General features: G+C 70.6%; 20 protein-coding genes and 1 tRNA gene. 15 read left to right on the top strand and 6 right to left on the bottom strand.

Features of this window, described 5'->3' with window-relative positions:
• Positions 1-97 precede the first annotated feature (97 nt).
• The 6 genes from pheS (at position 98) to ACXYMW_RS04525 (ending at position 6,545) form a co-directional block, all read left to right on the top strand.
• Positions 98-1,171, top strand: a complete 1,074-nt coding sequence (gene pheS, locus ACXYMW_RS04550; RefSeq protein WP_459034109.1) for a phenylalanine--tRNA ligase subunit alpha — start codon at positions 98-100, stop codon at positions 1,169-1,171.
• Positions 1,172-1,302: 131 nt separating this feature from the next.
• Positions 1,303-1,998, top strand: a complete 696-nt coding sequence (locus ACXYMW_RS04545; protein WP_459034108.1) for a hypothetical protein — start codon at positions 1,303-1,305, stop codon at positions 1,996-1,998.
• A gap of 109 nt (positions 1,999-2,107) precedes the next feature.
• Positions 2,108-4,504, top strand: coding sequence for a phenylalanine--tRNA ligase subunit beta (pheT, locus tag ACXYMW_RS04540; protein ID WP_459034107.1), 2,397 nt, complete (start codon positions 2,108-2,110; stop codon positions 4,502-4,504).
• A gap of 41 nt (positions 4,505-4,545) precedes the next feature.
• Entirely contained in the window at positions 4,546-4,995 is a 450-nt protein-coding gene (locus ACXYMW_RS04535; protein ID WP_459034106.1) for a YtoQ family protein, read from the top strand.
• 157 nt (positions 4,996-5,152) lie between these two features.
• On the top strand, positions 5,153-5,575 hold the full coding sequence (gene mscL, locus ACXYMW_RS04530) for a large conductance mechanosensitive channel protein MscL (RefSeq protein WP_459034105.1): 423 nt from the start codon (positions 5,153-5,155) through the stop codon (positions 5,573-5,575).
• 82 nt (positions 5,576-5,657) lie between these two features.
• Complete coding sequence (locus tag ACXYMW_RS04525; RefSeq protein WP_459034104.1) at positions 5,658-6,545, top strand: cation diffusion facilitator family transporter; 888 nt, start codon at positions 5,658-5,660, stop codon at positions 6,543-6,545.
• A 25-nt stretch (positions 6,546-6,570) separates the two neighbouring features.
• On the opposite strand, the gene ACXYMW_RS04520 is transcribed toward ACXYMW_RS04525, so the two are convergent.
• Entirely contained in the window at positions 6,571-7,944 is a 1,374-nt protein-coding gene (locus ACXYMW_RS04520; RefSeq protein WP_459034103.1) for an L-serine ammonia-lyase, read from the bottom strand.
• 206 nt (positions 7,945-8,150) lie between these two features.
• On the opposite strand from ACXYMW_RS04520, the gene rpiA reads away from it, so the two are divergent.
• From rpiA to ACXYMW_RS04490, 6 genes are all read left to right on the top strand, one after another.
• Positions 8,151-8,939 carry a ribose-5-phosphate isomerase RpiA gene (rpiA, locus tag ACXYMW_RS04515; RefSeq protein ID WP_459034102.1) on the top strand — a complete coding sequence of 263 codons (789 nt, stop codon included), beginning with the start codon at positions 8,151-8,153 and terminating at the stop codon, positions 8,937-8,939.
• Positions 8,939-10,429 carry an FAD-dependent oxidoreductase gene (locus ACXYMW_RS04510; RefSeq protein ID WP_459034101.1) on the top strand — a complete coding sequence of 497 codons (1,491 nt, stop codon included), beginning with the start codon at positions 8,939-8,941 and terminating at the stop codon, positions 10,427-10,429. The genes rpiA and ACXYMW_RS04510 overlap by 1 nt, the downstream gene beginning before the upstream one ends.
• A 97-nt stretch (positions 10,430-10,526) precedes the next feature.
• Positions 10,527-11,684 carry an FtsH protease activity modulator HflK gene (gene hflK, locus ACXYMW_RS04505; RefSeq protein ID WP_459034100.1) on the top strand — a complete coding sequence of 386 codons (1,158 nt, stop codon included), beginning with the start codon at positions 10,527-10,529 and terminating at the stop codon, positions 11,682-11,684.
• Positions 11,684-12,871, top strand: coding sequence for a protease modulator HflC (gene hflC / locus ACXYMW_RS04500; protein ID WP_459034099.1), 1,188 nt, complete (start codon positions 11,684-11,686; stop codon positions 12,869-12,871). Before hflK ends, hflC begins: the two co-directional genes overlap by 1 nt.
• 4 nt (positions 12,872-12,875) lie before the next feature.
• Positions 12,876-13,064, top strand: coding sequence for a DUF2065 domain-containing protein (locus tag ACXYMW_RS04495; protein ID WP_459034098.1), 189 nt, complete (start codon positions 12,876-12,878; stop codon positions 13,062-13,064).
• A gap of 169 nt (positions 13,065-13,233) precedes the next feature.
• Positions 13,234-14,820, top strand: coding sequence for a DegQ family serine endoprotease (locus tag ACXYMW_RS04490; RefSeq protein WP_459034097.1), 1,587 nt, complete (start codon positions 13,234-13,236; stop codon positions 14,818-14,820).
• A gap of 228 nt (positions 14,821-15,048) precedes the next feature.
• Here the strand turns inward: ACXYMW_RS04490 and rlmB are convergent, their stop codons facing one another.
• Complete coding sequence (rlmB, locus tag ACXYMW_RS04485) at positions 15,049-15,834, bottom strand: 23S rRNA (guanosine(2251)-2'-O)-methyltransferase RlmB (RefSeq protein ID WP_459034096.1); 786 nt, start codon at positions 15,832-15,834, stop codon at positions 15,049-15,051.
• Positions 15,835-15,991: 157 nt separating this feature from the next.
• On the opposite strand from rlmB, the gene ACXYMW_RS04480 reads away from it, so the two are divergent.
• Positions 15,992-16,075: transfer RNA gene (locus ACXYMW_RS04480), tRNA-Tyr, on the top strand.
• 35 nt (positions 16,076-16,110) lie between these two features.
• Here the strand turns inward: ACXYMW_RS04480 and ACXYMW_RS04475 are convergent.
• From ACXYMW_RS04475 to secG, 3 genes are all read right to left on the bottom strand, one after another.
• Positions 16,111-16,767, bottom strand: coding sequence for a DUF2306 domain-containing protein (locus tag ACXYMW_RS04475; RefSeq protein ID WP_459034095.1), 657 nt, complete (start codon positions 16,765-16,767; stop codon positions 16,111-16,113).
• Between the two features lie 58 nt (positions 16,768-16,825).
• Complete coding sequence (locus tag ACXYMW_RS04470) at positions 16,826-18,469, bottom strand: CTP synthase (RefSeq protein WP_459034094.1); 1,644 nt, start codon at positions 18,467-18,469, stop codon at positions 16,826-16,828.
• 223 nt (positions 18,470-18,692) lie between these two features.
• Complete coding sequence (gene secG, locus ACXYMW_RS04465) at positions 18,693-19,076, bottom strand: preprotein translocase subunit SecG (protein ID WP_459034093.1); 384 nt, start codon at positions 19,074-19,076, stop codon at positions 18,693-18,695.
• A gap of 217 nt (positions 19,077-19,293) precedes the next feature.
• Here secG and ACXYMW_RS04460 point away from each other — a divergent pair, with 217 nt between their 5' ends.
• On the top strand, positions 19,294-20,586 hold the full coding sequence (locus ACXYMW_RS04460; protein WP_459034092.1) for an adenylosuccinate synthase: 1,293 nt from the start codon (positions 19,294-19,296) through the stop codon (positions 20,584-20,586).
• Positions 20,586-20,810 carry a DUF2842 domain-containing protein gene (locus ACXYMW_RS04455; RefSeq protein WP_459034091.1) on the top strand — a complete coding sequence of 75 codons (225 nt, stop codon included), beginning with the start codon at positions 20,586-20,588 and terminating at the stop codon, positions 20,808-20,810. Before ACXYMW_RS04460 ends, ACXYMW_RS04455 begins: the two co-directional genes overlap by 1 nt.
• 8 nt (positions 20,811-20,818) lie before the next feature.
• Here ACXYMW_RS04455 and ACXYMW_RS04450 read toward each other — a convergent pair whose 3' ends face one another.
• On the bottom strand, positions 20,819-21,826 hold the full coding sequence (locus tag ACXYMW_RS04450) for a P1 family peptidase (protein WP_459034090.1): 1,008 nt from the start codon (positions 21,824-21,826) through the stop codon (positions 20,819-20,821).
• Between the last annotated feature and the right edge of the window lie 7 nt (positions 21,827-21,833).

Raw genomic sequence — 21,833 nt, 5'->3', positions numbered from 1 at the left:
GGCTCCGGGCCCGGGGGGAGGAGCGGCGCCCTGGCGCTTGCAGCGCCGGCGCCGGGCCGCTAGCTAGGCGCCGGTCCCTACCCCCGGAGGCATCTTCATGGACGATCTGCGCGACAAGTATCTCGGTCTCATCGCCGGCGCCTCCGACGCCGCCGCGCTCGAGGCGCTGCGCGTGCAGGCGGTGGGCAAGAAGGGCGAGGTGGCGCTGGCGATGCGCGAGCTCGGCCGCATGTCGCCCGAGGAGCGCCAGAGCGCCGGCCCCAGGCTGAACGCCCTGAAGGACGAGATCAACTCGGCGCTCGCGGCCAAGAAGGCGGCGCTCGAGGATGCCGAGCTCGACGCCCGGCTGCGCGCCGAATGGCTCGACGTGACGCTGCCGGCGCGGCCGCGGCGGCAGGGCTCGATCCACCCGATCTCCCAGGTCACCGAGGAGATCACCGCGATCTTCGCCGATATGGGCTTCGCGGTCGCCGAGGGGCCGCAGATCGACACCGACTGGTACAATTTCGACGCCCTCAACATCCCCGGCCACCACCCCGCGCGGGCCGAGATGGACACCTTCTACATGGCCCGTGCCGAGGCCGATAACCGCCCGCCCCACGTGCTGCGCACCCATACCTCGCCGGTGCAGATCCGGCACATGGAGAAGCACGGCGCGCCCTGCCGGATCATCGCCCCGGGCCGCGTCTACCGCGCCGATTACGACCAGACCCACACGCCGATGTTCCACCAGGTCGAGGGGCTGGCGATCGACCGCGAGATCTCCATGGCGCATCTGAAATGGGTGCTGGAGGAGTTCTTCGCCGCCTTCTTCGAGGTCGAGGGCATCCGCATCCGGTTCCGGGCCTCGCATTTCCCCTTCACCGAACCCTCGGCCGAGGTCGACATCCAGTGTTCCTGGGAGGGCGGCCAGCTGAAGATCGGCGAGGGCGACGGCTGGCTCGAGGTGCTGGGCTCGGGCATGGTGCATCCCAAGGTGCTGGGGGCCGCCGGGGTCGACCCCGACCAGTGGCAGGGCTTCGCCTTCGGCATGGGCATCGACCGCATCGCGATGCTGAAATACGGCATCCCCGACCTGCGCGCGTTCTTCGATTCCGACCTGCGCTGGCTGCGGCATTACGGCTTCGGCGCACTCGACGTGCCGACGCTGCATGGCGGGCTGAGCCGGTAGGGCGAGACCCGGATAAGCCATCAGACTTTTCAATTTCACCGGGCGTTGTGCCGTTCAGCGCCCGGTGCTATGGTCTCCAAGATATTGGATGCCATTTACTTTTTTCGTGCGTTTTGTATTGAGGAAATTTGATGGATCAGCACAGTTATAGAAGGCAATTCCATTTCTTTAATCGTTTGAAGTACTGGGAGGATTACGAAAAGAGCTTCAACTACCTAGACTCCAAGGGCCGTGGGCTTGTTTCTGCTTCCAGTATCTTCGCTGCTGTCTATTTGTTTGTGCTGGATATTCAATTGTCGCGGTTCCCGAGCGAAGGTGGATTCTGGTCGGTGCCGCTTTATTGGATCATGCTGCTGACCGCTCTGGCGACCCTCCTCGCGATTGGTGTTGCTATTCTCATGTTGTTCAGGTGCTTTCGGACTACCGCAGATCGCAGGTACTCACGCCATAGGCCTCATATGGAGCAGCTTGAGAAAGCGTTCACGGAAACCGGTCTGCACCAATTGGAAGCTCAAATCGATCGCTTCGTCGAGCTCCATATTGCCAGTCTGGTTGCGCTTCGGTCAGAGCGCGCGAAGGCGCGTGAAAAACTTGAGGCTTTCTGGACAGAAAACGGTGTTCGAAACCGAACTCTCGACGAAGCGCTTGGTCAGCTCGAAATGTACTTTCGTCTGCTAAGGGTGGAGGTCGAGGGTGATATTCACGACCGGCATGTCAGTTACAGGTGGGCCAAGCGCATCATGACCGCAGTGCTCCTCGTTTTTGTCGCTTACATCGGAGCGCTTCTGGCGGAGGTTGTGGCCGCGATGATGGCGCGCCACGGGTAACCTGAATTTCGAAGCGCCCGGAGCCCCGCCGCTAGGATTGCGGTCTCTTCCCCCCCGGGCGCCGATCCGCTAGGGAAGCCGCGTCCAAGGAACGGCGAGGCGCGCGACCATGAAGTTCACCCTGTCCTGGCTCAAGGATCACCTCGACACCGAGGCCTCCGTCGACGAGATCGCCGAGACCCTGACCGATCTCGGGCTCGAGGTGGAGGGCGTGGAGAACCCCGCCGAGCGGCTCGCCGCCTTCACCATCGGCAAGGTGCTGGCGGCCGAGAAGCATCCCGATGCCGACAAGCTGAAGGTCTGCCGCGTGGCGACCGCCGCCGGCGAGACCCAGATCATCTGCGGCGCGCCCAATGCCCGGGCGGGCATCACCGTGGTCATCGCCACCCCCGGGACCTACGTGCCGGGCATCGACACCACCATCCAGGTCGGCAAGATCCGCGGCGTCGAGAGCCACGGCATGATGTGCTCCGAGCGCGAGATGGAGCTGTCGGAAGAGCATGACGGCATCATCGAGCTGCCCACGGGCGAGGTCGGGGAGCGCTTCACCGACTGGCTGGCGGCGCACGATCCGGCCAAGGTCGACCCGGTGATCGAGATCGCCATCACCCCGAACCGCCCCGACGCGCTGGGCGTGCGCGGCATCGCCCGCGACCTCGCCGCGCGCGGCCTCGGCACCCTGAAGCCCGACGCCACCGAACCGGTGCCCGGCAGCTTCCAGAGCCCGATCGGCGTCACCATCGACGACGACGCGCGCGAGGCCTGCCCGGTCTTCTGCGGCCGGCTGATCCGCGGCGTGAAGAACGGACCCTCGCCGGCCTGGCTGCAGGCGCGGCTGCGAGCGATCGGGCTGCGGCCGATCTCCTTCCTCGTCGATGTCACCAACTTCTTCACCTACGACCGCAACCGGCCGCTGCACGTCTTCGACGCCGACAAGGTCGAAGGCGATCTCCGCGTGCATCTCTCCGAAGGCGGCGAGACCCTGCCGGCGCTCGATGAGCGGACCTACCGGCTGGAGCCCGGCATGGTGCTGATCTCCGATGCCTCGGGCCCCGAGAGCCTGGGCGGGATCATGGGCGGCGCCGCCACCGGGGTCTCCGACGGGACGGTGAACGTGTTCCTCGAGGCCGCCTTCTTCGACCCGGTGCGCACCGCGCTGACGGGCCGCGCGCTGAAGATCCATTCCGACGCCCGCTACCGCTTCGAGCGCGGCATCGACCCGGCCTGGACGCCGTTGGGGATCGAGGCGGCGACGCGGATGATCCTCGACCATGCCGGCGGCGAGGCCTCCGAGGTGATCACGGCCGGGGCCCTGCCGGACCATTCCCGCGCCTACCGGCTCGACACCGACCGGGTGCAGAGCCTGGTCGGCATGGCGATCCCGGCCGGGACCCAGCGCGCGACGCTGCAGGCGCTGGGCTTCACGCTGCAAGGCGACATGGCGCAGGTCCCGTCCTGGCGCCCCGACGTGATGGGCGAGGCCGACCTCGTGGAGGAGGTGGCGCGCATCGCCTCGCTGACGAAGCTCGAGGGCAAGCCGCTGCCGCGGCCGAGCCCGGGCGTGCCGAAGCCGATCCTGTCGCCGCTGCAGGTGCGCGAGCGCGCGGCGCGGCGCACCGTGGCGGCGCTGGGCTACAACGAATGCGTCACCTATAGCTTCATCGACCGCGCCGCGGCCGAACTTTTCGGCGGCGGCGGGGCGGCGACCGAACTGGCCAACCCGATCTCGTCCGAGATGAGCCACATGCGCCCGGCGCTGCTGCCCGGCCTGCTGCAGGCCGCGGCGCGCAACCAGGCGCGCGGGCAGGGCGAACTGGCGCTCTTCGAGCTCGGCCACGTCTTCTCGGGCGGGGAGCCGGGCGAGCAGCGGCTGGAGCTCAGCGGCCTGCTGGTCGGGCGCACCGGGCCCAAGGACGTGCACGGCGCGGCGCGCGGCGTCGACCTGTTCGATGCCAAGGCCGATGCCGAGGCGGCGCTGGCCGCCATCGGCGCGCCGGCCAAGATGCAGATCCTGCGCAACGGCGCAGACTGGTGGCATCCCGGCCGCCACGGCACCCTCTGCCTCGGCCCGAAGAAGGTGCTGGGGGTCTTCGGCGAGGTCCATCCGCGGGTGCTGAAGGCGCTCGACGTCAAGGGCCCGGCGGTGGCCTTCACCCTCTGGCCCGAGGAGGTGCCGCTGCCCAAGGCGGTCAAGACGACGCGGCCGGCGCTCGACCTGGCAGACCTGCAGCCGGTGGAGCGCGACTTCGCCTTCGTGGTGGATGCGGGCGTTCAGGCGCTCGACCTGGTGAACGCCGCGTCCGGGGCCGACAAGGTGCTGATCGAGGAGGTGCGGGTCTTCGACGAATTCTCCGGCGGCAGCCTTGGCGAGGGCCGCAAGTCTCTGGCGGTGACGGTGCGGATGCAGCCGCGCGACCGCACCCTGACCGAGAAGGACATCGAGGCGGTGAGCCAGAAGATCGTCGAGAAGGTCGGCAAGGCGACCGGGGCCACCCTGCGCGGCTGATCCGCGCGGGGCCGCGCGCCCCCGAAACAGGAGCGAGCAACATGGGACTGAACGTCTATCTCTCGGGCGAGATCCACACCGATTGGCGCGAGCGCGTGATCGACGGGGCGCAGGGGCTCGACGTCACCTTCTCGGGTCCGGTGACCGATCACGCGGCGTCGGACGATTGCGGCGTGGCGATCCTCGGGGCCGAGAGCTCGAAGTTCTGGCACGACCGCAAGGGCGCGCAGCTCAACGCCATCCGCACCCGCAAGGGCATCGCCGAGGCCGATGTCGTGGTGGTGCGCTTCGGCACCGAATACAAGCAGTGGAACGCCGCCTTCGATGCCGGCATCGCCTCGGCGCTCGGCAAGTCGCTGATCGTGCTGCAGCCCGAACAGCACGACCACGCGCTGAAGGAGGTCGACGCCGCGGCTCTGGCGGTGGCGCGCGAGCCCGAGGAGGTGGTGGCGATCCTGCGCTACGTGCTGACCGGAACGCTGCCGGACTGAGACCGGCCGCGCCGCCGGGCCGGGCGCGGACACGACGCCGGGCGCCGGCTGTGGCCAAGCTGCCCGCATCGCGGGCGGGCCGCCGGGCCGGGCCTCAACGCCGGCGCGCCGGGCTGCTAGAACGCGGCATCGGAGGCTTGCGCGGAAAGGGGCAGGGATGCTGCAGGAATTCAAGGATTTCATCGCCAAGGGCAACGTCATGGACATGGCGGTCGGCATCATCGTGGGGGCCGCCTTCACCGCCATCGTGTCCTCGCTGGTGGGCGACATCATCAACCCGGTCATCGCCATCTTCACCGGCGGGATCGACTTCTCGGGCTGGTACTACACGCTCGACGGCTCGGATCACCCCTCGCTGGAGGTGGCCAAGGAATCCGGCGCCCCGGTCTTCGCCATCGGCTCCTTCATCATGGCGGTGATCAACTTCTTCATCATCGCCTTCGTGGTCTTCGTGCTGGTGAAGACGGTGAACCGGGTGAAGGCGGCGGCCGAGCGGCCCGACGACGTCGCCCCCGAGGTCAAGTCCGGGCCCTCGCAGCTCGACGTGCTGATCGAGATCCGCGACGCCCTGAAGAAGTGAGCGGCAAGCTGCGGCGCGCGGCTTGCGGGACCCGGCCCGGGCGGCTAACCGGGGCGCCGGTAAAACGGCCGGAGTGAGGGCGATGAACGCGACGATGCGCCTGGCGCTGGGATCGGTGGCGGTGGGCGTCGTGGTGCTCGCCGTCAAGCTCCTGGCGTGGCGGATGACCGGCTCGGTGGCGCTGCTCTCGGACGCGCTCGAGAGCATCGTCAATGTCGGGGCCGCGGTCATCGCGCTCTGCGCCGTGCGCATCGCCGCCCAGCCGCCCGACGCGGCGCATCCCTTCGGGCATCATAAGGCGGAGTTCCTCTCGGCGGTGCTCGAGGGCGTGCTGATCGTCATCGCGGCGCTGTTCATCCTGCGCGAGGCCTGGGCCGGGCTGATGGACCCGCCGGTGCTGGCGGCGCCCTGGGCGGGGATCGCGGTGAACCTCGGCGCGAGCCTCCTGAACGGCGTCTGGGCGCTGGTTCTGGTGCGCCGCGGGCGCGGCCTCAGATCGCCGGCGCTGGCCGCCGACGGGCGTCACCTGATGGCCGACGTGGTGACCTCGGTGGGGGTCGCGGTCGGGGTGGCGGCGGCGGCGCTGACCGGCATCGCCTGGCTCGACCCGGCGCTGGCGGCGCTGGTCGCGGTGCACGTTCTGTGGTCGGGCTGGCGGCTGCTTTCGGCCTCGGTCTCGGGGCTGATGGACGAATCGGTGCCCGACGGCGAGCTGGAGACGCTGCGGGCGATCATCTCGGACCGCGCCGAGGGCGCGGTCGAGGCGCATGACCTGCGCACCCGCCATGCCGGGCGCGCGACCTTCGTGGAGTTCCACCTGGTGGTGCCGGGCGAGATGAGCGTCTTCGAGGCGCACGAGATCTGCGACCGCGTCGAGGCCGGCCTGATCGCCGAGCTGCCCGGCGCGCGGGTCACCATCCATGTCGAGCCCGAGCACAAGGCCAAGCATTCCGGCATCGTGGTGCTTTGAGCCGGGCGAGCCGGGGCGGCGCGGCTCAGCAGTTCGGCACGTTGACCGCGAGCCCGCCGAGCGAGGTTTCCTTGTACTTCTCGGCCATGTCGGCGCCGACCTGACGCATCGTCTCGATGCAGGCATCGAGCGGCACCAGATGGGTGCCGTCGCCGCGCAGCGCCAGGCTCGCCGCCGACACCGCCTTGACCGCGCCAAGCCCGTTTCGCTCGATGCAGGGCACCTGGACGAGGCCCTTCACCGGGTCGCAGGTCATGCCGAGATGGTGCTCGAGCGCGATCTCGGCGGCGTTCTCGATCTGCTGCGGGGTGCCGCCCAGCACCGCGCAGAGCCCGGCCGCCGCCATCGCCGAGGCGCTGCCGACCTCGGCCTGGCAGCCGGCCTCGGCGCCCGAGATCGAGGCGTTGTACTTCACCAGCCCGCCGATCGCCGCGGCGGTGAGCAGGAAATCCGGCACCTTCGAGGGCACCGCGCCGGGCACGTGGTCGAGCCAGTAGCGGATCACCGCCGGCACCACCCCGGCGGCGCCGTTGGTCGGCGCGGTGACGACCTGCCCGCCGGCGGCGTTCTCCTCGTTCACCGCCATGGCATAGGCCGCCATCCATTCGTTGATCTGGTGCGGCGCCGAGAGGTTGGTGCCGCGCTCGGCCAGCAGGGCGTCGTGGATGCCCTTGGCGCGGCGCCGGACCCGCAGCCCGCCGGGCAGCTCGCCATCGGTGGCGAGCCCGCGGTCGATGCAGTCGCGCATGACCTGCCAGATCCGCGCCACGCCCTCGTCGAGCGCGCGGTGGCCGCCGCGCGACAATTCGTTGGCCCGCTTCATCTGCGCGATCGACAGGCCGGAGGCGTTCGCCATCTCGAGCATCTCGGCGGCGGTCTTGAACGGGTAGGGGACCGGGTCGCCCTGATCGGTGTCGCGCCCGGCCGCGAGCTCCGCCTCGGTCAGCACGAAGCCGCCGCCGACCGAGTAATAGGTCTCCTGCAGCAGCACGTCGCCCTGCGCGTCGGTGCCCATCAGGATCATGCCGTTGGCATGGCCGGGCAGGGCACGGTCGTAGTCGAAGCGCAGGTCGCGCTCGGGGTCGAAGGCAAGCTCCGGCAGGCCCTCGGGCGCGAGCCGGCGGCTCTGCTTTAACTCCGCCAGGGCGGCCTCCGCGGCCTCGGCGTCGTAGGTCTCGGGGCGGAACCCGGCGAGGCCCAGGATCACCGCCCGGTCGGTGGCGTGGCCGACTCCGGTGAAGGCCAGGCTGCCATGCAGCGAGGCGCGCAGCCCGGCGCAGTTGAACTCCGCCGCGCGCATCGCGTCGAGAAAGCGCGCCGCCGCCACCATCGGGCCCATCGTGTGAGACGAGGACGGCCCGACGCCGACCTTGAACATGTCGAAGACCGAAAGGAACATCGCGCGCATTCTCCCTGTGCCAACCGCCCCGGCTGCCGCCCGACCTAGCATGCCGCCCGGGCGGCCGCACGCCGCGAAAACGGCATTCCGGCCTCCGACCCGGACATCGCGCGGCGCGCCGCCCCGCGCCGGTCCAGATACCCCCTCGCACCTCGGCAGGGGCTGGCCTATAACCGGCGCGACCCGAATTCGAGGAGCCCGCGCGCATGTCCGCCGACCTTTCGCCCATCGACAAGGCCAAATTCGTCGCCGCGAGGCGCGCCTCGGAGCTGGTGGAGACCGGCATGCGGGTGGGGCTCGGCACCGGATCGACCGCGGCCTGGCTGGTGCGCTGCCTGGCCGACCGGATGCGCCGCGAAGGGCTGAAGATCCGCTGCGTGCCGACCTCGACCCGGACCGCGGATCTGGCGCGCAAGCTCGGCCTCGAGGTCATCGACCTCGACACTGCGGGCTGGCTCGACCTGACCATCGACGGCGCCGACGAGATCGACCCCGAGCTGAACCTGATCAAGGGCGGCGGCGGGGCGCTGCTGCAGGAGAAGATCGTCGCCACTGCCTCGGACCGCATGGTGGTGATCGCCGATGCCGGCAAGGAGGTCGAGTGCCTCGGCCGCTTCCCGCTGCCGGTGGAGGTGGTGCCCTTCGGCTGGCGCACCACCCAGGCGCTGATCGAGGAGACGCTGGTCTCGATGGACGTGCAGGGCCGCGAGATCCGGCTGCGCGAGGCCGACGGGCAGCCCTATGTCACCGACGAGGGCAACCGCATCCTCGACCTGCATCTGGAGCGCATCGGCAATCCGCGCCAGCTCGCGCTGATGCTCAACCAGATGCCCGGCGTGGTGGAAAACGGCCTGTTCGTGGATATCTGCGACAACGTGATCATCGGCCATGCCGATGGCCGCGCCGAGACCCGCGACATCCATTCGGTGCAGGTCAGCGAGGAGCGCGTGGCATTCGGCGAAGACGGCAACGCATTCGGAGATCTGGAGAAGTAATGGCGGATTTCGACTACGACCTGTTCGTGATCGGCGGCGGTTCGGGCGGCGTGCGCGCGGCCCGGGTGGCGGCCGGGGAATGCGGCGCCCGCGTCGCGCTGGCGGAGGAGAGCCGCTACGGCGGCACCTGCGTGATCCGCGGCTGCGTGCCCAAGAAGCTGATGGTCTTCGCCTCCGAGTTCGACCGCATCCCGGCCCTCGCCGAGGGTTACGGCTGGAGCTTCGACAACAAGCGCTTCGACTGGCCGACCTTCGCCGGCCACCTGCGCGAGGAGCTGGACCGGCTCGAGGCGGTGTACCGCAAGCTGCTGAACAATTCCGGGGTCGAGACCTTCGATTGCCGGGCGCGGCTGCGCGACCCGCACACGGTGGAGCTCGCCGACGGGCAGGTGAAGACCGCCAAGCACATCCTGATCGCCACCGGCGGCAGCCCGGTGCGCCCCGACATGTCCGGCGCCGAGCTCGGCATGGTCTCCGACGACGTGTTCGCGCTGGAGAACCTGCCGAAATCCATCCTGATCGTCGGCGGCGGCTACATCGCCTGCGAATTCGCCTGCATCCTCAACGGGCTGGGCGTCGACGTGACGCAGTATTACCGCGGCGCGCAGATCCTGCGCGGCTTCGACGACGAGGCCCGCGGCCTGATCGCCGACGCCATGCGCGAGCGCGGCATCGAGCTGCATACCGGGACCAACATCGTCGAGATGCGCTGCGCCGAGCCGGGCGAGAGCGAGGATCTCGCGGAGGCCGGGATGGGCGCCGCGGTGGACGAACGCGGCGTCGTCTCGGGCGACAGCGGCCTCGCCGCGCAGGCGCGCCCGGCCCCCGAGGGCGCCGAGGCCCGCAAGGGCCCGGTCTGGGTCAAGTCGACCAATGGCGGCACGCATGTCTTCGACGCCGTGCTCTTCGCCACCGGGCGGTCGCCCAACACCGCCGATATGGGGCTCGAGGAGGCCGGCGTGACGCTCGGCAAAAAGGGCGAGATCGAGGTCGACGAATACAGCCAGAGCAAGGTGCCGTCGATCTACGCCATCGGCGACGTGACCGACCGGATCAACCTGACGCCGGTGGCGATCCGCGAGGGCATGCAGTTCGTGGAGACCGTGTTCCGCGGCAATCCGACCCCGGTTGATCACGATCTGGTGCCTTCCGCGGTGTTCACGCAGCCGGAATTCGGCACCGTCGGGATGACCGAGGAGCAGGCCCGCGAGCAGGAGGAGATCGAGGTCTACTGCACCTCGTTCCGGCCCATGCAATCGGCCTTTGCCGGCCATGCCGACCGCGTCCTGATGAAGCTCGTGGTGTCCAAGGAAAGCCGCAAGGTGCTGGGCTGCCACATCGTTGCACCGGCGGCCGGCGAAATGATCCAGCTCGCCGGCATCGCCGTAAAGATGGGGGCCACGAAGGAGGATTTCGACCGCACCGTGGCGGTCCATCCGACGATGTCGGAGGAGATCGTGACGATGCGATCGGCGCTGCCGGCGATCTGACGGGGGTGCGGCACGCCGCGCAGGCGGCTTGCAATCCCCACGGGATTGCCCAGCTTTGAACTAGACCGGACAGGAAGACCGAAAGGGAACAGGGTATATGGCAGGCAACAGCGGCGGCCCGTGGGGCGGCGGCGGCGGACAGGGCGGCGGCGGACCGCAGCGCCCGCAGGGCGGCGGCGGGGGCGGACGGCGCCCGGACGACAATTCGCAGATCCCCGAAATCGATGAACTGATGAAGCGCGGCCAGGAGCGGCTGCGGGTGCTGATGGGCGGCCGCGGCGGCCCGGGCCGCGGCGGCGGAGGCGGCGGGCCCGCCTTCTCGCGCGGCACGCTGGTGCTGGGCGGTCTTGCCGTGGTGGCGCTCTGGGCCTTCTCGAGCTTCTACACGGTGCGGCCCGAAGAGCAGTCGGTGGAGCTGTTTCTCGGCGAGTATTCCTCGACCGGCGGGCCCGGCCTGAACTTCGCGCCGTGGCCGCTGGTCAGCTACGACGTGGTCAACGTGACCTCGGAGCGCACCGAGAATATCGGCATGCGGCGCGGCGGCGACGGCGAGGGGCTGATGCTCACCACCGATGCCAACATCGTCGACATCGAGTTCCAGGTGGTCTGGAACATCAAGGACCCGGCCAAGCTGCTGTTCAACATCCGCGATCCGCAGCTCACCGTTCAGGCGGTGTCGGAAAGCGTCATGCGCGAGATCATCGCCGCCTCCAACCTGGCGCCGATCCTCAACCGCGACCGCGGCATCATCGCCGACACGGCGCTGCAGAACATCCAGGCGACGCTCGACGAGTACGACAGCGGCATCAACGTCGTCCGGGTCAACCTCGACCGCGCCGACCCGCCCTCCGAGGTGATCGACGCCTTCCGCGAGGTCCAGGCGGCCGAGCAGGAGCGCGACCGCCTGCAGCGCCAGGCCGATGCCTATGCCAACCGGGTGCTTGCCGAGGCCCGCGGCGAGGCCGCGCAGACGCTGGAACAGTCCGAGGCCTACCGCGCCCGGGTGGTCAACGAGGCCATCGGTGAGGCGTCGCGCTTCATCTCAGTGGCGCAGGAATTCAACGAGGCCCCCGAGGTCACCCAGCGCCGGCTCTATCTCGAGACCATCGAGCGCACGCTCGGCGACATCGACAAGATCGTGCTCGACGAGGCGGCCCAGGGCGGCCAGGGCGTGCTGCCCTACCTGCCGCTGAACGAGCTGCGCGGCGGCCGCGCCCAGCAGGGCGGACAGACGACCGAAGGAGGGTCGAACTGATGCGAGTGACGACCTTCCTTCTGCCGGTGGTCGTGGTGCTGGCGGTGCTCGGCTTCTCGGCGATCTTCATCGTCGACGAGCGTGAGAAGGCGCTGGTGCTGCAATTCGGCCAGATCAAGCAGGTGCGCGAGGAGCCCGGGCTGGGGCTCAAGATCCCCTTCATCCAGGAGGTGGTGCGCTACGACGACCGCATCCTGTCGCTCGACACCGACACCATCGAGGTCACGCCCTCGGACGACCGCCGGCTGGTGGTGGACGCCTTCGCGCGCTACCGCATCGCCGACGTGGTGCAGTTCCGCCAGGCGGTGGGCGTGGGCGGCATCCGCGCCGCCGAGGACCGGCTGAGCTCGATCCTGAACGCGCAGATCCGCGAAGTGCTGGGCGCCGACCAGGTGACCTCGGACACCATCCTGTCGACCGAAAGGCGCGACCTCGCGGTGCGCATCCGCGACCAGGCGCGGCGCTCGGCCGAGAGCCTCGGCTTGCAGATCATCGACGTCCGGCTGAAGCAGACCAATCTGCCGCAGCAGAACCTCGAGGCGACCTTTGCCCGGATGCGGGCCGAGCGCGAGCGCGAGGCCGCCGACGAGATCGCCCGCGGCAACGAGGCGGCGCAGCGCGTGCGCGCGGCCGCCGACCGGACCGTGGTCGAGACCACCTCGAACGCCGAGCGCGAGGCCGAGATCATCCGCGGTGAGGCCGACGCGGAGCGCAACCGGGTCTATGCCGAGGCCTTCGGCGACAACCCGGAGTTTTTCTCGTTCTACCGCTCGCTCTCGGCACTTGAGCGGTCGCTGCAGCGGGACAACTCGACGCTGGTGATCTCGCCCGACAGCGAATTCGTCGGACCGCTTTTCGAGGCGATCCGCGCCGAGGGCCTGTCGGCGGTCAACATCTCCGACACCGACGTGCAGCGGCTCCGCGAGCTGGCCCCGGAAAGCGAGATCTCGCCCGACCTGCCCGACAGCGCGCGCCAGGAGATCGAGCGCAGCGCCGAGGAGGCCGAGCGCGAAATCGAGGAGCGCGCCAACCAGCCGCGGGCGACCCAGGGCGAGGCCGCGCCCGGCAACGCCGAGGACCAGCCCGAGGTCGAGCTCGAGGTCGCGCCGGCGGAGACGCCGGAGCCCGACCAGAACGCGGACACGGCCGGCGACCCGGCCCCGCAGGACGCGCCGGTCTCGAACTGAGCCGATGACGCCGGATCTGGTGCTGACGCTGCTTGCCGGCGCATTCATCGTGGAGGGGCTGGCCTATGCGCTGGCCCCTTCGCTTGTGGAGCGGCTGCTGGTCGCGCTGGCGGCGATGCCCCCCGAGGCGCGCCGCCTCCTCGGGCTGCTGACCGCGGTGACCGGGGTGATCCTGCTATACGCGGCGCTCTAGCGCCGCCCCGGGACCGGGCGCGGGCGGCCCGCCGCATCACGGCGCGGTGAGCAGGGTGATCGCCGTTTGCGTGTTGCCGGGATGCTTCTATCTTGCAATGCTGAAGGCCCGGCTGGGCGCCGGGTCCCGCCGCCATGCGCGGCGGTCCGACAATCCCGAGGAGTGAGCATTGACTGCAAAAGCCATCGCCGTGTCCCGTGATGCAACGACGCCGCTGCGGCTCGTCTGGTTCTCCATGCTGGTCGCCGTCCTGATCCTGGCTCAGGCGGCGCTGGTACGGGCCCAGAACGCGCCGTCGAGCTTCGCGCCGCTGGTCGACCGGATCAGCCCCGCCGTGGTCAACATCACCACGTCGACCAATGTCGCCGGCCAGACCGGCCCGCAGGGCATCGTGCCCGAAGGCTCGCCCTTCGAGGAATTCTTCCGCGAGTTCCGCGACCGCAACAACGGTCCGGACGAGCAGATGCGCCGCTCCTCGGCGCTGGGATCGGGCTTCGTGATCTCCGAGGACGGCTATGTGGTCACCAACAACCACGTCATCGCCAATGCCGACGAGATCGTCATCGAGTTCTTCTCCGGCGTCGAGCTCGACGCCGAGGTGGTGGGAACCGACGAGAAGACCGACATCGCGCTTCTCAAGGTCGAGGCCGACAGCCCGCTGCCCTTCGTCAGCTTCGGCGACAGCGACGCGATCCGCGTCGGCGACTGGGTGATGGCGATGGGCAACCCGCTGGGCCAGGGCTTTTCGGTCTCCGCCGGCATCGTCTCGGCCCGCGGGCGCGCCCTGTCGGGAAGCTACGACGACTACATCCAGACCGATGCCGCGATCAACCGCGGCAATTCGGGCGGGCCGCTGTTCAACATGGATGGCGACGTGATCGGCGTGAACACCGCCATCCTGTCACCCACCGGCGGCTCCATCGGCATCGGCTTCGCGATGTCGGCCAACGTGGTGACCCGGGTGATCGACCAGCTGCAGGAATTCGGCGAGACCCGCCGCGGCTGGCTCGGCGTGTCGATCCAGGACGTGACCCCGGACATGGCCGAGGCGCTCGGCCTGAAGGAGGCGCGCGGCGCGCTGGTCACCGATGTGCCCGTCGGGCCGGCCTCCGAGGCGGGGATCGAATCGGGCGACGTGATCGTCAATTTCGACGGCCGCGAGGTCATTGACACGCGCTCGCTGGTGCGCCAGGTCGGCAATACCGAGGTCGGCAAGACGGTGCGCGTCGTGGTCAACCGCGAGGGCAAGACCGAGACCTTCCGCGTGACGCTGGGGCGCCGCGAGGAGGCCGAGGCCGCGGCCTTCCCGGAGATGGAGCCGGAGGCGGAGGAGCCGTCCTCGGCCGACGTGCTGGGCATGACCCTGTCGCCGCTGACCTCGGAGCTGCGCCAGCAGTTCAGCATCGGCGAGAACGTCCGCGGGCTCGTGGTGACCGGCATCGACGAGACCTCGGAAGCCTGGGAGAAGGGCTTGCGGCCGGGCGACGTGATCGCCGAGGCCGGGCAGGCCGAGATCCAGAGCGTGACCGAGCTGCAGGCCAAGATCGACGAGGCCCGCGAGGCCGGGCGCAAGTCGCTGCTGCTGCTGATCCGCCGCGAAGGCAACCCGCGCTTCGTGGCCGTGGGGCTCGGCGACGAGATGCCCGAGACCGAGGCGCCGGAGGCCGAGGACGGTGATGCCGCGCCGGAGCAGGACGGCACCGAAGAGACCCCGGAGAGCCCGGGCACCGAGGAAGACGGCGAGACGGCGCAGTAGGCGCGACGCCGGAGACCCGACGATGCGGGCGCGCCTTCCGGGCGCGCCCGTTTTCGCGTCCGGCCGGCGCGGCGGCCTGCCGTCCGATCCCTTACCGATCAGTGGAAACTGGGCCGGGGAGGGGGCCCGGCGTCCCGACGCAGGGACGCCGTTCGGGTCCGAGGCCCGGTGGACGCCCGCGCCGTCGCTCCGCGCGTCGCGGGCCGGCCGGGCGCCCGCCCCGCCGGGTCAGGCCGGGCGGCGGGTCGCGGCGTAGAGCGCCACGGCGGCGGCGTTGGAGACGTTCAGCGAGCCGAAGGCGCCGGCGAAGTCGATCCGCACCAGCGCGTCGCAGGTCTCGCGCGTCTTCGGCCGCAGGCCCGGCCCCTCGGCGCCCAGCACCAGCGCCACCGGGCGGTCGCCGGCGGCCGCGATCTCGGCCTCCAGCGTGCTCTCCGCCGTGCCGTCGAGGCCGAGCAGCACGTAGCCCATGTCGCGCAAGGCCAGCATGGTCTCGGCCAGGTTCCTCTCGCGCAGGTAGGGCTGGCGCTCCAGCGCGCCCGAGGCGGTCTTGGCCAGGGCCCCGGTCTCGGGGGCCGAATGGTGCCGCGTGCCGACCACCGCGCGGGCCCCGAAGACCTCGGCCGAGCGCAGGATGGCGCCGACATTGTGCGGGTCGGTCACCCGGTCGAGCAGCACCATGACGGGCCGGTTCGCGCCGTCGCCGAGCGCCCGCTCGTCGAGCCGCCCCCAGTCCAGCGGCTTGACCTCGAGCGCCGCGCCCTGGTGCACCGAGCCGGGATCGAGCGGCGCCGCGAAGCGGCGGGGATCGCTGATCTCGGGCTCGATGCCGGAAGCGGCGATGGCCTCGGCAAGCTTGGCCTCGGCATTGCGCGTGACGACCAGGCGCAGACGCTCGCGGGCGGGGTTCATCAGCGCGTCGCGCACCGCGTGGAGGCCGAAGAGCCAGACCGTCTCGGCCGCCGCGGCGCGCCGCGCCTGCTCCTTCTCGATCACCCATTTCGGCTTCTTCATGGCGCCGCTCCCGCGCTGCATCCCCGGTCCCGCCTGCTCTGACAGGGCCCGGGCCGTGTCGCAAGAGGGGGCGGATTTTTCCGGTTGACCCGGCATTCCCGGACCAGTAATCCACGCCCACACGCTGCGGCGGGCCCCCGGGGCCGGTGCCGCACGGGGGCGACGAGCTGCAAGGTGCGGCAGCGGACTGTAACTCCGCCGGGGAGACCCACGCCTGGTTCGATTCCAGGGTCGCCCACCATCCTTCCCGAAAATCGCGGAACCGGTCGGTGGAGATCAGCCGCGGTGCGTCCGGGCGCCGGCTGTGCGGCGTCGGCGCAGGACGATCTCCAGCACCGCCAGGTAGGGCAGGTAGAAGGCCACCAGGTTCGCCAGATCGAAGGCGCCGGTGAAGGCGGCGTTCGAGGCATGCCCGCCGGTGGCCGCGTACCAGACCCAGTAATGCAGCCGGTAGAGGAACGATCCCAGCGCCAGCACCGTGAGCCTGAGGGCCCAGGCGCGATGGCGCGCCAGGTCGCGGGCGCGGGCGTGGCGCGCGGTCTGGATCGCGGCGAGGATCAGCAGCGCACCGTAGAGCGCGAAGCCCGCCGACATCGGCGCCCCGCCGATGGTGCCGCGCAGCGCGATGTAGCCCAGCCCGCCGGCGCCGGTGACGAGCGCCGCGGCCAGCACCGCGTAGCCGCAGCGCCGGTGCAGGGCCGGCCAGCGCCGGCGCAGCGGCGCCACGAGCTGCAGGGGCGCGAGCAGCGTCGCCAGCGCCCCGGCGGCCATGTGGCCGAAGATCAGCAGGTTCGGCAGCGGCGTGGTGAAGAACCGGGTTTCGCCCGAGAGGTCGGCCACCAGCCCGCGCAGCCCGAAGCCCGCCGCGTGCAGCCCGAAGGGCAGGGCGAGCAGCAGCGCCGCGAGCGGCGCGTAGGAGGCGAGCCGGGTCATGGCGCCAGCCTCGCCCGCCACGGCGCGGCGGGCAAGCCGGACCCCGCCGCAAGTGCCGTCAGACCAGCCGCGAGACGTCCTTGGCGGCGCGCACGAAGTCGCGGAAGAGCGGGTGCGGCTCGAAGGGCTTCGACTTCAGCTCCGGGTGGAACTGCACGCCGATGAACCACGGATGGTCGGACCATTCGACGATCTCCGGCAGGCGGCCGTCGGGCGACATGCCCGAGAAGCACAGCCCGGCCTTTTCCAGCCCGTCCTTGTAGGTCACGTCGACCTCGTAGCGGTGGCGGTGGCGTTCGTCGATCTCGCGGCGGCCGTAGATGTCGGCCACCCGGCTGCCCTCGCTCAGCACCGCGTCATAGGCGCCGAGCCGCATCGTGCCGCCCTTGTCGTCTTCGGGGCGGCGGTTGACCTTCTCGTTGCCCTGGACCCATTCCTTGAGATGGTAGACCACCGGCTCGAAGCGCTTCTTGCCGGCCTCGTGGTCGAATTCCTCGGAGCCCGCGCGGGCCACGCCGGCGACGTTGCGCGCCGCCTCGATCACCGCCATCTGCATGCCGAGGCAGATGCCGAGATAGGGCACCTTGTGCTCGCGCGCGAACTGCGCCGCCTTGATCTTTCCTTCCGTGCCGCGTTCGCCGAAGCCGCCGGGCACCAGGATGGCGTGGTAGCCGTCGAGCTGCGCCGCCGGGTCGCCGCGCTCGAAGATCTCGGCGTCGAGCCAGCGCGCATTGACCTTCACCCGGTTGGCGATGCCGCCATGGGTCAGCGCCTCGGCGATGGATTTGTAGGCGTCCTCGAGCTGCGTGTACTTGCCGACGATCGCGACGTTGACCTCGCCCTCGGGGTTGGCGATGCGCTCGGCCACGTCCTCCCAGCGCTTCAGGTTGGGCCGCGGCGCCGGGTGGATCTGGAAGGCGTCGAGCACCGCCTGGTCGAGGCCCTCGCGGTGATAGGCGATCGGCGCCTCGTAGATCGATTTCAGGTCCTGCGCGGCGATCACGCTGTCGGGGCGCACGTTGCAGAACAGCGCCAGCTTCTCGCGCTCCTTCTGCGGGATCGGCCCCTCGGAGCGGCAGACCAGGATGTCGGGGGCGAGGCCGATGGAGCGCAGCTCCTTCACCGAGTGCTGGGTCGGCTTGGTCTTCAGCTCGCCCGAGGCCTTGATCCAGGGCAGCAGCGTCAGATGCATGAAGATGCACTGGCCGCGCGGCTTTTCTTGGGAGAACTGGCGGATCGCCTCGAAGAAGGGCAGGCCCTCGATGTCGCCCACCGTGCCGCCGATCTCGCACAGCATGAAATCGACCTCGTCCTCGCCGATCGAGATGAAGTCCTTGATCTCGTTGGTGACGTGCGGAATCACCTGAATGGTCTTGCCGAGGTAGTCGCCGCGGCGCTCCTTCTCGAGCACGTTCATGTAGATGCGGCCCGAGGAGATGGAATCGGTCTTGCGCGCCGGCACCCCGGTGAAGCGCTCGTAATGGCCGAGGTCGAGATCGGTCTCGGCGCCGTCATCGGTGACGAAGACCTCGCCATGCTCGAAGGGCGACATGGTGCCGGGGTCGACGTTGAGATAGGGGTCGAGCTTCCGCAGCCGCACCGAGTAGCCGCGCGCCTGCAGGAGCGCGCCGAGCGCCGCCGAGGCCAGGCCCTTGCCGAGGCTCGAGACGACGCCGCCGGTGATGAAGATGAAACGTGCCATGGGCCGGTCGCTCCCGTGATCGTCGCCGCCGCGGGGGGCGCGGACGGCGGACATGATTCGGCTCTCCCGCGGCGCAGAGCGCCGCAGCATCACGGGAGTGGAGCCTTAGCGGAAATCGAAACGGGGGGCAAGCGGACCGCAAGATGCTGTTGCGGCGGACCCGCGTGCCCTCAATCTTTGGTGAGTTGAGGCGCGGGTCGCGCGCCTCCTGCCAGGGTGCGGATCACTCCGCCCGCGGCACCAGAGGCGCATCGCCGGGATCGGCCTCGCCGGCCGAGGGCGGCGGCAGCAGTCCGTCCATGTCGAGCTCGCCCCCGGCGGCCGGCGTGCCGTCCTCGGACGCGGCGGAGGGCGACAGGCGGTCCATGATCGAGCTCGAGGCGCTGTCGGAGGCGGCCAGGATGGTCAGCACCAGCGAGGTCACGATGAAGGCCGCGGCGAGGATCCAGGTCAGGCGCCCCAGGGCGGTGCCCGCGGCCCGGGCGCTCATCGCGCCGCCGCCGCCGCCGCCCATGCCGAGCCCGCCGCCTTCGGAACGCTGCATCAGCACCAGGCCGATCAGCGCGAGCGCGAGCAGAAGATGAACGATCAGGATGACGTTTTCCATGGGGGCGGGACCTGGCTTGCGTGACAGAGGCTACTTAGGGAAGTTGCGGTCCCGCCGCAACCCGGCGCGGGCAGGGCGGGCGGAACCCGGTCGGGCGGGCCGGAACGCGGTCCGCAGGGCGAGGGGCGCGAAAACGGTTTTCCTGCCCGGCCGGCCCCGATAAGAGGGGCGCGTTTGGGCGCAAGCCCGCAGCGCAAAAGCACGGAAAGGGCCGGAGATGGCAAACGTGGTCGTCGTGGGCGCCCAGTGGGGCGACGAAGGCAAGGGCAAGATCGTCGACTGGCTCAGCGAGCGCGCCGATGTGGTGGCGCGCTTCCAGGGCGGACACAATGCCGGCCACACGCTGGTCATCGACGGCAAGGTCTACAAGCTGCACGCGCTGCCCTCGGGCGTGGTGCGCGGCGGCAAGCTCAGCGTCATCGGCAACGGCGTGGTGCTCGATCCCTGGCACCTGCTGAAGGAGATCGAGACGGTGCGCGGCCAGGGCGTGGAGATCTCGCCCGAGACGCTGATGATCGCCGAGAACACGCCGCTCATCCTGCCGTTCCACGGCGAGCTCGACCGCGCCCGCGAGGCGCAGACCGCGGTGGCCAAGATCGGCACGACCGGGCGCGGCATCGGCCCGGCCTACGAGGACAAGGTCGGCCGCCGCGCCATCCGGGTCGCCGACCTCGCCGATGACCGCACGCTGGAGATCCGCGTCGACCGCGCGCTGGTGCACCACAACGCGCTGCGCGCCGGGCTCGGCGAGCCGCCGGTCGACCGCGACGCGCTGATCGCCCAGCTCCGGGAGATCGCGCCGGAGCTGCTGCGTTACGCCGCGCCGGTCTGGAAGGTGCTGACCGAGCGCCGCCGCGCCGGCGAGCGCATCCTCTTCGAGGGCGCGCAGGGGGCGCTGCTCGACATCGATTTCGGCACCTATCCCTTCGTCACCTCGTCGAACGTGATCGCCGGGCAGGCCGCAACCGGCACCGGCATCGGCCCCGGCGCCATCGATTTCGTGCTGGGCATCGTCAAGGCCTACACCACCCGCGTCGGCGAGGGCCCGTTCCCGACAGAGCTGCACGACGAGGACGGCCAGCGTCTGGGCGAGCGCGGCCACGAGTTTGGCACCACCACGGGGCGCAAGCGGCGCTGCGGCTGGTTCGACGCCACGCTGGTGCGCCAGACCTGCGCCACCTCGGGGGTCAACGGCATCGCGCTGACCAAGCTCGACGTGCTCGACGGCTTCGAGACGCTGAAGATCTGCACCGGCTACGAGCTCGACGGCGCGCGGCTCGACCACCTGCCGACCGCCGCCGACCAGCAGGCGCGCTGTACGCCGATCTACGAGGAGATGCCGGGCTGGTCGCAATCGACCGAGGGCGCGCGCTCCTGGGCCGAGCTGCCGGCCGAGGCGATCAAGTATGTCCGCCGGGTCGAGGAGCTGATCGACTGCCCGGTGGCGCTGCTCTCCACCAGCCCCGAGCGCGAGGACACCATCCTCGTCACCGACCCGTTCGCCGACTGATGGCGCTGGCGCACAAGACCCGCCGCCGGCTGGCCCTGCTGGTGCTGGTGGTCGGCCTGCCGATCTACATCGTCGCGGCCTCGTCGCTGGTGACGCTGTTCGAGCGGCCGCCGATCCTCGTCGAGCTGGGCATCTACGTGCTGCTCGGCATCCTCTGGGCGCTGCCCCTCAAGGCGCTCTTCAAGGGCGTCGGGCGGGGCGAGCCGGGCAGCGAGGACGAGTAGCCCGGGCCTCAGGCCCGGCCCAGACGCTGCCGGAAGGTCGGCAGGGTGTCGCCCGGCGCCGGCTCGGCCAGCCAGACCGCGCGGGCGATGGCGCGGGCGGTGCAGATCGCCGCGGCATGGCCGAGCGCCGCCAGCTCGGCCGGCGGATCGGCCAGCCGGCGCGCCCCGGTGGCGGCGGCGAAAAGCAGGTCGCCGTCGAAGGGCGAATGCGCCGGCACGATGGCGCGGCCGATGCCGTCCTGCGCCGCCACCGCCAGCCGGTGGGCCTGCGCCTTGTCGAGCGCAGCGTCGGTGGCGACGATGCCGATCGTGGTGTTGCCCTGCGCCGCCATCGCCGCCGCCTTGGCGCTCTCCGGCAGGGCCTGCAGGCCGCGGGCCGGGTCGGGGCCGAGCCCGCCGGCCTCGTCGCCGATCTCGAAGGGTGCGGCCCAGAGGTGCCGCCCCGAGGGCGTCACCGCGCAGCCCATCGGGTTGACCGCCACCAGCGCGCCCACCGCCGCGCCGCTCTCCAGCACCAGCGAGGCCGAGCCGAGCCCGCCCTTGACCCGCGCGGTCTGCGCCCCGGTGCCGGCGCCGTGGCTGCCGAGGGCGAAGTCCGCGTCCGCCGCCGCCAGCGCCGCCCGGCCGAGCGCCGGGTAGGGATTGGCCGGCCAGTCCTTGGCGCCGCCGTTCAGCAGGTCGAAGAGAATCGCCGCCGGCACCAGCGGCACCCGGGCCGAGAGGACCGGAAAGCCGCGCCCGGCCTCGGCCAGCGCGTCCATCACCCCCTGCGCCGCGGCGAGCCCGAAGGCGCTGCCGCCCGAGAGCACGAGCGCATCGACCCCCGGCGCGGTCTTGTCGGGGGCCAGCAGATCGGTCTCGCGGGTGCCGGGCGCGCCGCCCATCACCGAGACCGCGGCGGTGAAGGGCGCCTCCGCGGTGAGCACGGTGACGCCGGATTTCAGCCCCGCCTCGGCGGCGTTGCCGACCCGCAGCCCGGCGACGTCGGTGATCAGGTTGCGCGGCCCGGGTCTCATGGCGCGG

The sequence above is a fragment of the Roseivivax sp. CAU 1761 genome (assembly GCF_054482755.1).
This window is presented reverse-complemented; position numbering and strand designations above follow the sequence as displayed.